This window comes from Pseudomonas sp. UBT (assembly GCF_050915955.1).
GTDB lineage: Bacteria > Pseudomonadota > Gammaproteobacteria > Pseudomonadales > Pseudomonadaceae > Aquipseudomonas > Aquipseudomonas antarctica_A.
Genome location: NZ_CP168079.1, coordinates 3,553,908 through 3,569,588, shown reverse-complemented (window position 1 = coordinate 3,569,588; position 15,681 = coordinate 3,553,908). Strand labels below are relative to the sequence as shown.

13 protein-coding genes and 1 pseudogene are annotated in these 15,681 nt (G+C 52.6%); all 14 read left to right on the top strand.

Going from position 1 to position 15,681, the window contains the following annotated elements:
- Nucleotides 1–6 precede the first annotated feature (6 nt).
- Complete coding sequence (gene hisC, locus ACDZ94_RS16355) at nt 7–1,119, top strand: histidinol-phosphate transaminase (protein WP_064451488.1); 1,113 nt, start codon at nt 7–9, stop codon at nt 1,117–1,119.
- A 28-nt stretch (nt 1,120–1,147) separates the two neighbouring features.
- Nucleotides 1,148–3,358, top strand: coding sequence for a bifunctional prephenate dehydrogenase/3-phosphoshikimate 1-carboxyvinyltransferase (locus tag ACDZ94_RS16350; RefSeq protein ID WP_064454881.1), 2,211 nt, complete (start codon nt 1,148–1,150; stop codon nt 3,356–3,358).
- Nucleotides 3,355–4,044 (top strand): (d)CMP kinase, encoded by a 690-nt coding sequence (cmk, locus tag ACDZ94_RS16345; RefSeq protein ID WP_016971485.1) that lies wholly within the window; start codon nt 3,355–3,357, stop codon nt 4,042–4,044. The genes ACDZ94_RS16350 and cmk overlap by 4 nt, the downstream gene beginning before the upstream one ends.
- A gap of 119 nt (nt 4,045–4,163) precedes the next feature.
- A complete protein-coding gene (gene rpsA, locus ACDZ94_RS16340) occupies nt 4,164–5,858 on the top strand; it encodes a 30S ribosomal protein S1 (protein WP_064451489.1) in 1,695 nt (564 codons plus the stop codon).
- A 160-nt stretch (nt 5,859–6,018) separates the two neighbouring features.
- Nucleotides 6,019–6,303, top strand: a complete 285-nt coding sequence (locus ACDZ94_RS16335; RefSeq protein WP_064451490.1) for a hypothetical protein — start codon at nt 6,019–6,021, stop codon at nt 6,301–6,303.
- 132 nt (nt 6,304–6,435) lie between these two features.
- A complete protein-coding gene (gene ihfB / locus ACDZ94_RS16330; RefSeq protein ID WP_003218804.1) occupies nt 6,436–6,732 on the top strand; it encodes an integration host factor subunit beta in 297 nt (98 codons plus the stop codon).
- Between the two features lie 24 nt (nt 6,733–6,756).
- Complete coding sequence (locus ACDZ94_RS16325) at nt 6,757–6,999, top strand: lipopolysaccharide assembly protein LapA domain-containing protein (RefSeq protein ID WP_432750446.1); 243 nt, start codon at nt 6,757–6,759, stop codon at nt 6,997–6,999.
- 773 nt (nt 7,000–7,772) lie between these two features.
- Nucleotides 7,773–8,957 (top strand): oligosaccharide flippase family protein, encoded by a 1,185-nt coding sequence (locus ACDZ94_RS16320; RefSeq protein ID WP_432750445.1) that lies wholly within the window; start codon nt 7,773–7,775, stop codon nt 8,955–8,957.
- Between the two features lie 101 nt (nt 8,958–9,058).
- Complete coding sequence (locus tag ACDZ94_RS16315) at nt 9,059–10,066, top strand: glycosyltransferase family 2 protein (protein ID WP_432750444.1); 1,008 nt, start codon at nt 9,059–9,061, stop codon at nt 10,064–10,066.
- A gap of 5 nt (nt 10,067–10,071) precedes the next feature.
- Nucleotides 10,072–11,085 carry an EpsG family protein gene (locus ACDZ94_RS16310; RefSeq protein ID WP_432750443.1) on the top strand — a complete coding sequence of 338 codons (1,014 nt, stop codon included), beginning with the start codon at nt 10,072–10,074 and terminating at the stop codon, nt 11,083–11,085.
- A 151-nt stretch (nt 11,086–11,236) separates the two neighbouring features.
- A pseudogene (locus ACDZ94_RS16305) lies at nt 11,237–12,178 on the top strand (glycosyltransferase); the annotation flags it as partial.
- A gap of 186 nt (nt 12,179–12,364) precedes the next feature.
- Nucleotides 12,365–13,399 (top strand): polysaccharide biosynthesis protein, encoded by a 1,035-nt coding sequence (locus tag ACDZ94_RS16300; protein ID WP_432751512.1) that lies wholly within the window; start codon nt 12,365–12,367, stop codon nt 13,397–13,399.
- A 3-nt stretch (nt 13,400–13,402) separates the two neighbouring features.
- Entirely contained in the window at nt 13,403–14,521 is a 1,119-nt protein-coding gene (wbjC, locus tag ACDZ94_RS16295) for a UDP-2-acetamido-2,6-beta-L-arabino-hexul-4-ose reductase (protein WP_432750442.1), read from the top strand.
- Between the two features lie 22 nt (nt 14,522–14,543).
- The gene (gene wecB, locus ACDZ94_RS16290; protein WP_432751511.1) at nt 14,544–15,674 is read left to right on the top strand and encodes a non-hydrolyzing UDP-N-acetylglucosamine 2-epimerase; all 1,131 of its coding nucleotides are present in this window, start codon (nt 14,544–14,546) and stop codon (nt 15,672–15,674) included.
- Nucleotides 15,675–15,681 lie beyond the last annotated feature (7 nt).

Genomic DNA, 15,681 nt, shown 5'->3' with positions numbered 1-15,681 from the left:
TTTAACATGAGTGGCAACTTCCTCGCCCTGGCTCAGCCGGGCGTGCAACAACTGTCGCCTTACGTGCCGGGCAAGCCTGTGGACGAGCTGGCGCGTGAGTTGAACCTGGACCCGTCCAGGATCGTAAAGCTGGCCAGTAACGAAAACCCGTTGGGCCCGAGCCCAAAGGTGTTGGCGGCGATTCATGAGGCGTTGGCCGAGCTGACCCGCTACCCGGACGGCAATGGTTTTGCCCTCAAGTCCCTGCTGGCCGAAAACTGCCGGGTTGAGCTGAACCAGGTGACCCTGGGTAACGGCTCCAACGACATTCTTGAGCTGGTCGGTCGCGCCTATCTGGCGCCTGGCCTGAACGCGGTGTTCAGCGAGCACGCGTTCGCCGTCTATCCGATCGTAACGCAGGCGGTCGGTGCCGACGCGCGTGTTATTCCTGCCAAGGACTGGGGGCATGACCTGCCGGCCATGCTGGCGGCCATCGACGCGCAAACCCGCGTGGTGTTTATCGCCAACCCGAACAACCCGACCGGTACCTGGTTCGACGCTCAGGCGCTGAACGACTTCCTGCAAGACGTGCCGGAGCATGTGCTGGTGGTGCTGGACGAGGCCTACATCGAGTACGCCGAAGGCAGCGACCTGCCGGATGGCCTGGATTTCCTGGCGGCTTACCCCAACCTGCTGGTGTCGCGCACTTTCTCCAAGGCCTATGGCCTGGCGTCGCTGCGGGTCGGTTACGGCTTGTCCACCGCGGTGGTGGCCGACGTGCTGAACCGCGTGCGCCAACCGTTCAACGTCAACAGCCTTGCCCTGGCGGCAGCCTGTGCGGCGGTGAAGGATGCCGAGTACCTGGAAGAAAGTCGTCGCATCAACGAAACCGGCATGCTGCAACTGCAGGAAGGTTTCCGTGAGCTGGGGCTGGGCTGGATCCCTTCCAAGGGCAACTTCATTTGCGTCGACCTTGGCCAGGTGGCCGCGCCTGTGTTTCAGGGCCTGCTGCGCGAAGGCGTGATCGTGCGCCCGGTGGCCAACTACGGCATGCCGAACCACCTGCGTATCACCATTGGCTTGCCGGCAGAAAACGCCCGCTTCCTGGAGGCGTTGGCCAAGGTTCTGGCTCGTGGTTGATGTCACTGCATTGCAACCTGCTGTGCCTATGATCGGTCGCCTGGTGGTGGTCGGTCTGGGGTTGATCGGTGGCTCCTTCGCCAAAGGCCTGCGTGAAAGCGGGTTGTGTGGCGAAGTGGTCGGTGTTGACCTGGACCCGCAATCGCGCAAGCTGGCGGTTGAGTTGGGCGTGGTGGATCGCTGTGAAGCTGACCTGGCTGTCGCTTGCCAGGGGGCTGATGTGATCCAGCTCGCCGTGCCAATTCTGGCGATGGAAAAGTTGCTGGCCTTGCTGGCCGATATGGACTTGGGGCAGGCGATCCTGACGGACGTCGGCAGTGCCAAGGGCAATGTGGTGCGCGCTGCGCACCTGGCCTTTGGCGGCATGCCTGCGCGCTTTGTACCGGGCCATCCGATTGCCGGCTCCGAGCAGAGCGGGGTGGAAGCCTCCAATGCGCAGCTGTTCCGTCGCCATAAGGTGATCCTGACGCCGCTTGAGCAAACCGATCCGGCCGCGTTGGCTGTGGTGGATCGTCTTTGGCGCGAGCTGGGTGCGGATGTCGAGCATATGCAGGTCGAGCGCCACGACGAAGTGCTGGCGGCGACCAGCCATTTGCCGCATTTACTGGCGTTTGGTTTGGTGGATTCCCTGGCCAAACGTAACGAGAACCTCGACATTTTCCGCTACGCCGCCGGTGGCTTCCGTGATTTCACGCGGATTGCCGGCAGCGACCCGGTGATGTGGCACGACATCTTCCTCGCCAATCGCGAAGCGGTGTTGCGCACGCTGGACACCTTCCGCAGTGACCTCGATGCCTTGCGCGACGCGGTCGATGCCGGGGATGGCCATCAATTGTTGGGCGTATTCACTCGGGCGCGGGTGGCACGCGAGCATTTCAGCAAGATCCTGGCTCGCCGGGCTTATATGGAAACTGCAGTGAACGCCGATGAGCTGAACTTTCTCGCCAACCCGGGCGGCCGCTTGAGCGGGAAAATCCGGGTGCCAGGCGACAAGTCGATCTCGCATCGCTCGATCATGCTGGGTTCGTTGGCCGATGGCGTGACCGAGATCGAAGGTTTCCTCGAAGGTGAGGATGCGCTCGCGACGTTGCAGGCATTTAGGGACATGGGTGTCGTGATTGAAGGGCCCCACCACGGGCGCGTTACCATTCATGGCGTAGGCCTGCATGGCTTGAAGCCTGCGCCGGGGCCGATCTACCTGGGTAACTCCGGGACGTCGATGCGCCTGTTGTCCGGCTTGCTGGCGGCGCAAAGCTTCGACAGTGTCCTGACGGGTGACGCTTCGCTGTCCAAGCGCCCGATGAGTCGCGTGGCCGACCCGTTGCGGGAGATGGGGGCAGTGATCGAAACCGGACCTCTGGGGCGTCCGCCGTTGACTATTCGCGGTGGTCAGGCCTTGAAAGGGTTTACTTATGCGCTGCCGATGGCCAGTGCTCAGGTTAAATCCTGTCTGTTGCTTGCCGGGTTGTATGCCGAGGGTAAAACGTCGGTGATCGAGCCTGCGCCGACCCGTGACCACACTGAGCGAATGCTGCGGGGTTTCGGCTACCCAGTGGTGGTGGAGGGGGCGATGGCGTCGGTGGAATCTGGCCATGCGCTGACAGCTACGCATATAGAGGTGCCGGGGGATATTTCCTCTTCGGCATTCTTCCTGGTGGCGGCGTCGATTGCCGAAGGCTCCGAATTGCTGCTGGAGCATGTCGGTATCAACCCGACGCGTACCGGGGTAATCGATATTCTGCGGTTGATGGGGGCGGACATCGCCCTGGAAAACCTGCGGGAAGTTGGCGGTGAGCCGGTGGCTGACCTGCGGGTGCGTGCCGCTGCGCTAAAGGGGATCGAGATTCCCGAAGCGTTGGTGCCGTTGGCTATTGATGAGTTCCCGGTGCTGTTTGTTGCCGCCGCCTGTGCTGAGGGACGCACGGTATTGCGCGGTGCCCAGGAACTTCGGGTCAAAGAGTCTGATCGTATTCAGGTCATGGCCGACGGTCTGCTGGCATTGGGCGTGAAGTGTGAACCGACGCCTGATGGGATTATCATTGATGGTGGCCTGCTGGGCGGCGGTGAAGTGCTTGCCCATGGTGATCACCGGATTGCCATGGCATTCAGCGTGGCTTCCCTGCGGGCGACCGCGCCTATTCGTATCCGTGACTGTGCCAACGTAGCTACATCTTTTCCGAATTTTCTTACACTGTGTGCCCAAGTCGGCATCCGTGTTGCCCAAGAGGCTCAATTGTGAATATCAAAGCACCGGTGATTACCATCGACGGGCCGAGCGGCTCGGGCAAAGGCACGATCGCCGGCATCCTGGCCAAGCGCCTGGGCTGGTGCCTGCTGGATTCCGGCGCGCTGTACCGCCTGCTGGCATTTGCCGCACGCAACCATGGCGTCGACCTGACCAACGAAGAATCCTTGAAGTTGCTGGCGGCGCATCTTGATGTGCAGTTCGTCGGCGCGACGGAAGGTCATCCCCAGCGCATTATCCTGGAAGGGGATGATGTGACGGATGACCTGCGTAACGAACAAGTCGGCTCCTGGGCTTCCCAGGTTGCCGCGCTGCCGGCCGTGCGTGACGCGTTGCTGCAGCGCCAGCGGGCTTTTCAGGAGCCGCCGGGCCTGGTGGCCGATGGCCGCGATATGGGCACCGTCGTGTTTCCGGATGCGCCGTTGAAGATTTTCCTGACCGCCAGCGCCGAGGAGCGGGCTCGCCGCCGTTACTTGCAGTTGAAGGGCAAAGTCGATGGTGTTAGTCTGTCGAGTCTGCTAGATGAGATCCGTGCACGCGATGAGCGTGATACCCAGCGTGCGGTAGCCCCGCTCAAGCCGGCGGCTGACGCCATACAGCTGGATTCCACGGAGTTGTCCATCGAGCAGGTGCTGGAACGCATCTTAAGTGAAATCGCCATTCGCGATATCGCCGGGTGACCAAGAAGGCTGCAGGGGACCAGTCATAGTCCTGCGGTGCTTCTTCTAATTGAAACTAACCCACACCGTCTGGGGTGTGGAGATGGGCGTATTCTTCGCCCTTATCAACAGGAATTAAAATGAGCGAAAGCTTTGCGGAACTCTTTGAAGAAAGCCTAAAAACCCTGAACCTTCAGGCAGGCTCCATCATCACCGGTGTTATCGTTGATATCGATTACCAAGCTCGCTGGGTAACCGTTCACGCTGGTCTGAAGTCTGAAGCTCTGATCCCGCTGGAACAGTTCTACAACGATGCTGGCGACCTGACTATCAATGTCGGTGACGAAGTTCACGTTGCTCTGGACTCGGTTGAAGACGGTTTCGGTGAAACCAAGCTGTCCCGTGAAAAAGCCAAGCGCGCTGAATGCTGGATTGTTCTCGAAGCAGCCTTCGCAGCTGAAGAAGTGGTCAAGGGCGTTATCAACGGTAAGGTTAAAGGCGGCTTCACTGTCGACGTTAACGGCATCCGTGCGTTCCTGCCAGGTTCTTTGGTCGACGTTCGTCCAGTGCGCGACACCACGCACCTGGAAGGCAAAGAACTCGAATTCAAGGTCATCAAGCTCGACCAGAAGCGCAACAACGTTGTCGTTTCCCGTCGCAGCGTCCTGGAAGCAGAGAACTCCGCCGAGCGTGAAGCTCTGCTGGAATCCCTGCAGGAAGGCCAACAAGTCAAAGGTATCGTCAAGAACCTCACCGATTACGGCGCATTCGTCGATCTGGGTGGCGTCGATGGCCTGCTGCACATTACCGACATGGCTTGGAAGCGTATCAAGCATCCTTCCGAAATCGTCAACGTTGGCGACGAGATCGATGTCAAGGTTCTGAAGTACGATCGTGAGCGTAACCGCGTTTCCCTGGGCTTGAAGCAGCTGGGCGAAGATCCATGGGTTGCTATCAAAGCGCGTTACCCAGAAAGCACTCGCGTAACCGCGCGTGTTACCAACCTGACCGACTACGGCTGCTTCGCTGAGCTGGAAGAAGGCGTGGAAGGCCTGGTACACGTTTCCGAAATGGACTGGACCAACAAAAACATCCACCCTTCGAAAGTCGTACAAGTCGGCGACGAAGTGGAAGTTATGGTTCTGGACATCGACGAAGAGCGTCGTCGTATCTCCCTGGGCATCAAGCAGTGCAAATCTAACCCATGGGAAGATTTCTCTGGCCAGTTCAACAAGGGCGATAAAATCTCCGGCACCATCAAGTCGATCACCGATTTCGGTATCTTCATTGGTCTGGACGGCGGCATCGACGGCCTGGTTCACCTGTCCGACATCTCCTGGAACGAAGTTGGCGAAGAAGCTGTTCGTCGTTTCAAGAAGGGCGACGAGCTGGACACCGTTATCCTGTCGGTTGACCCAGAGCGCGAGCGCATCTCCCTGGGTATCAAGCAACTGGAAAGCGATCCGTTCTCCGAGTACGTTCAAGAGAACGACAAAGGCGCAATCGTTAAGGGCACAGTGAAAGAAGTTGACGCTAAAGGCGCCATCATCACTCTGGCCGACGATATCGAAGCGACTCTGAAAGCCTCCGAAATCAGCCGTGACCGCGTTGAAGACGCGCGTAACGTTCTGAAAGAAGGCCAGGAAGTAGAAGCCAAGATCATCAGCGTTGACCGCAAGAGCCGCGTAATCCAGCTCTCCATCAAGTCGAAAGACGAGATCGAAGAGAAAGAAGCCATTCAGAGCCTGCGCGACAAGCCAGCCTCGTCTGAGCCTTCTGCTGGTCCTACCACTCTGGGCGACCTACTGCGTGCACAGATGGAAAAACAGAACTAAGTTCTGTCCGACCATTAAAAAGGGCGACTTCGGTCGCCCTTTTTTGTGCCTGAAATTCGTTGAATCAACAATTGAGAACCAAGGTGCGTAGCCGGGTGTCAGAACTGACTATAGTTCTTCATAAAAGCGCTACAGCGTTGTTGTTTCAATAAGGATTTAAATGAACAGGGTTATCATTTTTTTCGCAGTGTTAATGCTTGCTGGTTGCTCCGCCACCAGCGCCAAAACCCACGCCAAGCGCGGCGTTAGTGGCATTGAGATCGACTGCTCGGGCCTTGGCAGCAATTGGGATAAGTGCGAGAAGCGCGCTGCTCGGGAATGCAAGATGCAGGGCTACAAGGTCGTCACGCGATCCAGTGATGCCAAGGACGAAGAGGGCGACTACCTGTTCGGCTGGAACCCCGCTGGTGCAGTTACTCGCACCATGCTGGTGATCTGCAATTGAGGCTGCGAGGCACGTGTTGCGGGTGTTTGCCCATGCTGCAGATAAGTTGCTGGGTGGGCTGTTCAAATTCATCGAGTCATGCTAAAACCTTCGAAGCGCTTTTCCTAGCTGCTTGAAAAAGAAGGGAAAAATATGACGAAGTCGGAGTTGATCGAACGAATTGTCACCCATCAAGGGCTGCTTTCATCCAAGGATGTAGAGCTGGCTATCAAGACTATGCTCGAACAGATGTCCCAGTGTCTGGCTACCGGAGATCGAATTGAGATCCGTGGGTTTGGTAGCTTCTCCTTGCACTACCGCGCACCGCGTGTAGGTCGTAACCCGAAGACCGGGCAATCCGTCAGCCTCGACGGTAAGTTTGTGCCTCACTTCAAGCCGGGCAAGGAGTTGCGCGATCGGGTGAACGAAGACGAGGAAGAAGGCGTCTGAGTCTTTTTGAGGTAGGAGTAAATTATGCGTGGGGTTAAGCGCGTTGTTCTGGTCTTATCGGTGCTGATTGTCGCGCTGGTGGTTTTGGGCTTTGTGCTGGAAAACCAGCAAGCGGTCTCTGTTTCATTCCTGGGCTGGTCCACCATGCAGATGCCGACATCTGTGTTCATGGTGCTGTCCTTGATCGTAGGGATGGTTATCGGCCCTGTACTAGGCGTGCTGTTGCGCGTTAACGGTCGGCGTCGGTCGAAGCCGTCAGAGCGTTAGTCATTCTGTTCGTATCTACACCCATCATGCGGGCCTCGCTCCAAGTGATATGTGAAGGGTGTAGGTTGATGCCTATATTTTCAAACTACTTGTATGGCAACCACGCAGTTCCCTTCTAGAGCGGATGCTTATGGCATCTAGCAGCTTTTGCACGATGCTTATACCTGTGCATAATCGATCCTTCCATGTGCGCAATTCTTAATGATGGCACCTTGATGCTGCACGGAGCAGTTTAAACCTTGTCTAGCGGGTCTTGCTGTCCACCTACCAGGCGTTTCTTTGCACATTAGGCATGGATAGTCTGAATCGCCTGCTACACTCTCCCCCTTCTGCCTAGTTAACCGAAAGTCATGCTGGCTGCAGCAGCATGGACTGAAGGGTATAATTGCGCTGCAAGTCGGAAATATCTTTTCAAGGAGTAGGTTGTTAAGCCGTTGAGCGGGTTTTTGTACGCTTAATGCGTATAGGCAGCAGCTTTCAGCTTTTCCTTACAAAATATTGCCGAGGTTGGATATTCTACTACTCCATCGAGTGTGGGACTGCTCATTGGAGGCTTTGCCTGAGCTGTGCCTGCTTAGACGGGAAAAATCTTTGTTTTAGTTGATTTCCGGTATAGGTTTCCTTCAGGCTTGACCCGGCGATTTCAGCAGCCTCGGGTGTTGAGTTGAAGGGAGCTTTGAGGTGGTTAAAACTTTGTGAGGTGTTGGTTGAATTTTGCTGCTATAAAAATACTACTACAGCAAAATATGAGGGTAATCAGTAATTATTCCCATATGACTATTTTGCAAGTCATGAACTCGTTCTTTTATATCCTGATCTACCCGTTTGTGATTAATACGGTGGGTGTTGATAATTATGGGTTGTTCGTGTTTGCCACAAGTATCGCAACCTATTTTATGGTGTTCATAAATTTTGGTTTTGATATGCATGCCGCCAAACTCGTTTCGCTGAGCCAAGACGATAGGCATTTACATGCCTCGTTGTTGTCTTCAGTGACACTGGCGAAAGTGTTGTTGGAGGTGTTGGCGCTGATTGTGTTCGTCGCGTTGGTGCTAAATATTGATTTTTTAAAATCCAACAGCACGCTGTTCTTTTTATGCTTTGCCAATACCCTGTCGTGTATATTTTTACCGACCTGGTACTTTCATGGCTTGCAGAAAATGAAAGTGCTGACGTTGATCCAGCTGTCTTTTAAATTGCTATCTCTGCCGCTGATCTATTTTTCCATCAGTGGCGAGGGTGATATAGCAGTTTATACAGCCATTGTGGTCTTCACCAATGTGATTGCGTCGGCGGTTGCGTTTGTTGTGGCTGTCCACATGAGCGGTCAAGCGTTGACGTGGCCATTATTCTCAAGTCTGAAGCAATTGCTTCAGCAGGTTCAGCCGTTTTTTTGGTCGACGGCGACGAATACACTCAAGCAGAAAAGTGTTGAGATTATCATTGGCTCTTTCTTCGGGATGAAAGAGCTGGCTATTTATGATCTGGCGAATAAAATATTTTCGGTGCCCAGCTTGTTGGCCTCTAATATAAACGCGGCTCTGTTTCCCATCATGGTAAAGAAAGCCAAGAAAAATGTAGTCAGTCAGGTAATCAAGATAGAGTTTTTTGTCGGGCTGCTATGTATTCTTTCTGTGGTGGTCGGCGGTTACTGGGTGGTGGACCTCGTGTCGGTGCATGATATGCACGACGCCTATTACTTGTCGATCATGTTGAGTTTTAACATAATGACATTTTTGATTGTAGGCAGTCATATCTATTTCATTTATGTGCCGCACCAGCGCTACGACCTTGTCTTGCGAAACCAAGTGGTGTCGGTGATATCGTTCTATAGTTTTTGTGCTGCTTACCTGATGGTCAGCTGGAGCGTCTATTCTGTGGTGTTGGCGCTTGTCAGCTCGGCCCTGCTGGAAATTGTCTATAGTTACTCATTGGTAAAAAAAGTGGAGGGGTATTAGTCTGTCAAGGCAGGTCGTTATGCGCTGTGTGGTCAGGCCGCCAGCCGGTGTGTTGCTGGATGATAAAAGCCCCTCTGTGAGAGTTGGAGTATGAGAAAATAATGGACCCGTTTAATATTCCAGTGGTTTTATTTCTGTTCAAGAGAATCGATAAGCCACTCGAGGTCATCAAGCAGATCTCCAAGGTGGCGCCTGCCAGGCTCTACCTGCTGGCCGATGGTGGGCGTACCGAAGAGGAGAAGGCTCAGGCTGCGAAGTGCAGGGAAGCTATTGAGGGTGCGATCACATGGGATTGTGAGGTCATAAAAAAATATGAACACGAGAATATAGGGGTATATGCAAACATCGCCGAAGGCGCGAAATGGGTCTTTGAGCGCGAACAGTTCGCTATTTTTCTCGAAGATGATAATTTGCCGGAACTGTCGTTTTTCAAGTTCTGTGAAGAGGTATTGGCCAAGTATCAAGATGATACGCGAGTGCTGTGGATTTGCGGTACAAACTATTTGAAAGAGTACGAACCTGCCGACGGTTCCAGTTACGTGTTCAGCAAGAATATGATGCCGTGTGGTTGGGCGTCATGGGCGCACAAATTCAATAAGTTTTATGATGGTGAACTCACGCTTTGGCAGAACACGTACGTGCAGGAGCGACTTAAAGGCGAATACCTTTATAAGAAACTTTACTACCAGGATAAGTATAACTTCGAATATGAACTGGACGCCAAGGCGACGCGTGGAAAGTTTTACTCCTGGGATTACCAGATGAGCTTTTCGATGCGTGTGCATAACGTCTATGCCGTGGTGCCAAAGTATAATCAGATAAAAAACATTGGCGTTGATAATGATTCCACGCATGGCGGTAATAGCTTGGCGGACGTGATGGTGGAGCGGTTCTGCGGGATTCAGACCAAGGCAATGGAGTTTCCCTTGAAACACCCACAGAGTGTACTTCTGGACGTGGGTTTTGAAGTGCCTGTTGCGAAAATAATATTGAATCCCGGGTTCTTTTCGTTGCGCTCCAGAACCTCTCGTTTCATCCGGGAGCGCCTTGGAATCAAGAAAACCCAAAGTATAGTAAGCTTTCTAAAGAATCGGTTTTTCGGGAAGTGATGCGGATGTACAAGAAACGTTCACTGTCCATCTTTCTAGCATTATTGGTGTTTTTGATAATGTGGGGGCTCTATGGCTGGAACTCCTGGAACGGCGACAGGGACGCGTATGAACTGTATTACCATACGCGTGATACCTATGCCAGTTGGGGCGGTGAGGTAGGCTATGGTTATCTGAATATACTCGCTAGCCAGTCTGGCCTTTCATTTCAGTCGTTCCAGATCTTGATTTCGCTGGTCACGCTGTTCTTGGTCTTTAGGTATATCGTCAAACGAACAGTGTCGCCGTTTCTGTCTATTCTTATTTACATGGTGTGCTTTTTTTCGCTCGACTTTGTGTTGATGCGAAATTTTCTGGCCTTTGCTATTTTCTTACAGGCCATGATTGTCCTCTTTGAAGGGCATAAGTATTGCCGGGTCAAGTACGCGCTACTAATCGTGCTGGCAACAGCCATGCATCAATCATCATTGATGTTCATGGTGTTTATTTTTATGCCGCTGGACCGGGTGGTGCCGCTTGGGAGATTTTTCCTGTGCTATCTGACATTCATAGCATGCTATGTAATCGCCCGGTACGTGGTGCCCCTGCCGGACAGTGTGGCAAGCCATTTTAATTTTTATAATACGACCTGGAAGAGTATACTGGCGAACGTCCTTACTCATCTCGTATCGTTTGTCTTGTTCGTACTGGCAGTGATGGGGGAGCGCAAGAGTCTCAACAGAGTAGACTGCTCGGCGGGGCGCGATAAAGAACTAGCCTTCATTCTGAATTTGAATATTTTCTCATTGTTTTTTCTTGTGCTGTATTTTGAATCTGAGATTTTTATCCGGCTGTTGCGAGTGATTATTTTCTTTAATATTTTACATTGTGCCAACTCGCTATTTATAAAGCGCCGCAGCTATCTGTTTTTGTTGTCGTATGTGGTGGTGTTCGGTGGCTATCTGGTGCTGTTTTTTCTCGTGCCTGTTGCCCAGGGCACCTATATTGCCATGTGGAAAAACAATCTGTTTTTAAACTGAGGTATGAGCCAGAGCGCTGTAGAAGGTGTTTGCGTGCAGCCGTACATCTGTCGACGTTTTTTTAAGTGAGGTCTGTGTGAATATTTTGTTCTTGGGTGGGATTTTTACCGAGTTGGACAAGGGGCAAATCACCCGGAAGTCCAAGGGCAGTATGCAATACGCCGCGGACACGCTACAAAAAAACTACCTCGATGGGTTCTGCCAGAATGAGAGCGTGCAGTCTGTATCCGTGATTAATTTGCCCTTCATTGGCGCTTACCCCAAACGATACGACGATGTGTATTTTCGGCCAGTGCAAAGTACTGAGCTGCTGGGGCGTGCAACCGTCTTTAATGTAGGTTTCCTCAACCTTTCAGTGGTCAAGAATATTCATAAGGTTGTCCTCGCAATTACGCAGATTATTGCTCATGTCAATAAACATAATGGCAAAGATTGTGTATTGGTCTGCTATTCGATGCACCTGCCGTTCTTGGTGGCGTGTCATATGGTCAAGCGAATAAAAAAGGACGTTCATCTGTGTGTAATCGTCCCGGACCTGCCCGAATACATGAGTGTAAGAACCGGGTTCATGAAGTCGCTTTTCGAGGTGCTGTCAAAGGTCTCTTATTTTGTCGTTAATCGTGCAGATAGTATCGTAGCCATTACCGCTCAAATGCTGAATGTCTTTCACAGTTCCATGAAAAAAGTGGTCATAGAAGGCATTGCGGATGAAAAATATCTATCGGCCGGCGAGCCTGAAGGCAAGCTGAATTACTTTCTTTATACGGGGACCTTAGACCGCCGTTATGGCATAAGGAATTTGCTTGACTCGTTCATTGCCTCCGGTATTGACCAATACGAATTGCTAATTTGCGGTGATGGCGACGACCGTAAATATGTTGAAACAATTTCGGCTGCGCACCCTCAGGTGAAATTTCTTGGGCAGTTAGACCGCAGTGCAGTGCTCAATTATCAGCGTCAAGCGAAGCTGCTGATCAACCCTCGGGATAACGAATCTGCTTTTACGAAATTTTCGTTCCCTTCGAAAGTCATTGAATACATGTCCTCGGGTACGCCCGTGTTGATGTATGAGCTGGATGGCATTCCCGATGAGTATTACGAGTTTTGCTTTGTGGTCCCGCTGGGTGATAATGGCCTGAGGGACAAGCTGCTAGAGTTGTCAAGGCTTTCTGACGAGGAGCTTTTGGCAAAGGGGCGCTCTGCCAAAAGATTTATCGTTGACAATAAAATGCCTGGTGTACAGGTACGTAAGTTATTAGAAGAGATTAAGGAGAACGATATGTTTGAAGGAAAAAAGCTGCTCATTACTGGGGGGACCGGTTCTTTCGGTAACGCCGTTCTTAGGCGCTTTCTGGATACCAATATTACCGAAATCCGAATTTTCAGCCGCGACGAAAAAAAACAGGATGACATGCGTAAGCGCTACGCAAACTCCAAACTCAAGTTTTACATCGGTGACGTTCGAGATTATCAAAGTGTGTTGAACGCTACCCGCGGCGTCGATTACATTTTTCACGCCGCCGCGTTAAAGCAAGTCCCGTCGTGCGAGTTCCACCCCATGGAGGCGGTCAAGACCAACGTGCTGGGGACCGAGAACCTGCTTGAAGCCGCGATCCAGAACGGGGTCAGGCGTGTTGTGTGCCTGAGCACCGACAAGGCTGTATACCCTATCAACGCCATGGGGATCTCCAAGGCGATGATGGAGAAAGTCATGGTCGCCAAGTCGCGAAATGTTGATGAAACAAAGACCGTCATTTGCGGTACGCGCTACGGCAACGTCATGGCATCCCGTGGTTCGGTGATCCCGTTGTTCATTGAGCAGATCCGCGCTGGCCTGCCGTTGACCCTGACTGATCCGAACATGACGCGTTTCATGATGACCCTCGCCGACGCCGTCGACCTTGTGCTTTACGCGTTCAAACATGGCAACAACGGTGATCTGTTTGTGCAAAAGGCGCCAGCTGCTACCGTGGAAGTATTGGCTAAGACACTGACTGCCATGGTGGGTAAGCCTGAGCATGAGATTCAGGTGATCGGTACCCGCCACGGCGAGAAACTGTTTGAAGCGCTGCTGAGCCGTGAAGAGATGGCGTGCGCTGAAGACATGGGCGAATACTTCCGTATACCACCTGATTTGCGTGACCTCAATTACGCCAAGTTTGTAGAGCAGGGCGAAACCAAAATCTCCAGAACCGAAGACTACAATTCCCACAACACCGAGCGGCTGGACGTTGCCGGTATGGAAAAGCTTTTGTTGAAATTGGACTTCATGCGTGCAATTCAGCGCGGTGAGCACGCAACCCCTGAGGAATAAGCAATGAAGGTTTTGATCACGGGCGCCAATGGCTTTGTCGGCCAGAACCTCGTCGCGCATCTTGGAGAGCGTGATGATATCGACGTCGTGCGCTTTACTCGCGACGATGATCTCTCGAGCCTGCCTGGCCTGGTGGCGCAGGTGGATTTCATTTTCCACCTTGCTGGTGTCAACCGGCCTGTTGACCCGCAGGAATTCAATACCGGGAATACGGACCTGACCGGTGCGCTTTGCAATGCGGTCATCACCAGTGGTCGGCGTGTGCCGGTGCTGTATACGTCGTCCAGTCAGGCAGAACTGGATAACCCTTACGGCAGCAGCAAGCGTGGGGCTGAAGAGTTACTGCTTAATCTGCAGTCGTCTGCGAATGTTCCCGTCTACCTATTCCGTTTGCCCAACGTGTTTGGTAAATGGGCGCGCCCTAATTACAACTCTGCCGTTGCGACATTCTGCAATAACATCGCCCGTGATATCCCGATCAAGATCAATGATCCGCAGGCGATGATTAACCTTGTTTATATTGATGACGTGGTGACCCGGTTTATCCAGGTCATGGACGGCAAAGTCAGCACCCAGGGCTTTGTCGACGTTGAGCCTCAATACAGCATCAGTGTTGGCGGCCTGGTTGAGCAACTGTCGGCCTTTCGAGACAGCCGTACCACTATGGTCAGTGAACGTGTGGGTACAGGCCTGGTTCGCGCGCTGTACTCCACCTACTTGAGCTACCTGCCTCCCGAACGTTTTACCTACAAGGTTCCCAAATATGAGGACCCGCGGGGAACGTTTGTCGAGATGCTTAAAACCCCGGATGCGGGTCAGTTTTCGTTCTTTACTGCCCATCCAGGGATTACCCGGGGTGGCCATTACCATCACTCCAAGACTGAAAAGTTTCTGGTTATCAAAGGCCACGCGTGCTTTAGATTCAGGCATATCGTCTCGGGTGAGTTTTATGAGTTATTTACCACGGGAGAAGAACCCGAGATTGTCGAGACGGTGCCGGGTTGGACTCACGACGTGACCAATGTGGGTGACAGTGAGTTAATCGTTATGCTCTGGGCTAATGAGATTTTTGACCGTGAGCATCCGGACACTTTCTCAATGGCTGTCGGCACTGAAGCCTAACTATAATCTTGAGCATCCAGTTATGAAAAAAATGAAAGTTGTCACGGTCGTCGGTACCCGCCCTGAAATCATTCGCTTGTCGCGCGTTATTGATGCGCTTGACAGGCATTGTGATCATGTCCTGGTGCACACCGGCCAAAACTACGATTACGAGCTCAATGAGATCTTTTTCCAGGATTTGGCCATTCGTAAACCCGACCACTTTTTAAACGCGGCCGGTGCCAGTGGCGCGGAGACGATTGGTAACGTCATCATTTCGGTCGACCGCGTGCTGGCCGAGATTCAACCTGAAGCACTGCTGGTGCTCGGGGATACCAATAGCTGTATGGCGGTGATCCCTGCCAAGCGCCGCAAGATTCCAACGTTTCATATGGAGGCCGGCAATCGGTGCTTTGATATGCGGGTGCCGGAGGAGATTAACCGTCGCATCGTTGACCACACGGCGGATATAAACCTGACCTACAGCACCATTGCACGTGAATACCTGTTACGCGAAGGCCTGTCTCCAGACATGGTGATTAAAACCGGTAGCCCGATGTTTGAAGTACTGACTCACTACCGTGAAGGTATTGAGGCGTCGGACGTACTTGAACGACTGGGCCTGCAAAAAGGCAAGTTCTTCGTTGTCAGTGCGCACCGTGAAGAAAACATCGATTCGGATAAGAACTTTTTGAAGTTGGCGGATGTGCTCAATACCGTGGCTGCGCAGTATGACTTCCCGGTGATCGTGTCCACCCATCCGCGCACGCAAAAACGCGTAGATGCCATGGGCATCGTCTTCCATAAGAACGTCAAGTTGCTCAAGCCGTTGGGTTTCAAGGATTATAACAAGTTGCAGCTGACCGCCAAGGCGGTGCTGTCTGATAGCGGAACGATTAACGAAGAGTCATCGATATTGAACTTCCCGGCACTGAACATTCGTGAAGCTCACGAGCGCCCGGAAGGCATGGAAGAAGCTGCGGTAATGATGGTTGGACTGGAGGTTAATCGAGTGCTTCAAGGACTGAACGTATTGGAAGGGCAGGGTACCGAAGAAAATAGGACCTTGCGCCAGGTGGCTGATTACAGCATGCCGAATGTTTCCGAAAAAGTAGCTCGGATTATTCACAGCTATACTGATTATGTGAATCGGATAGTCTGGAAACGCTACTAATCGAGTT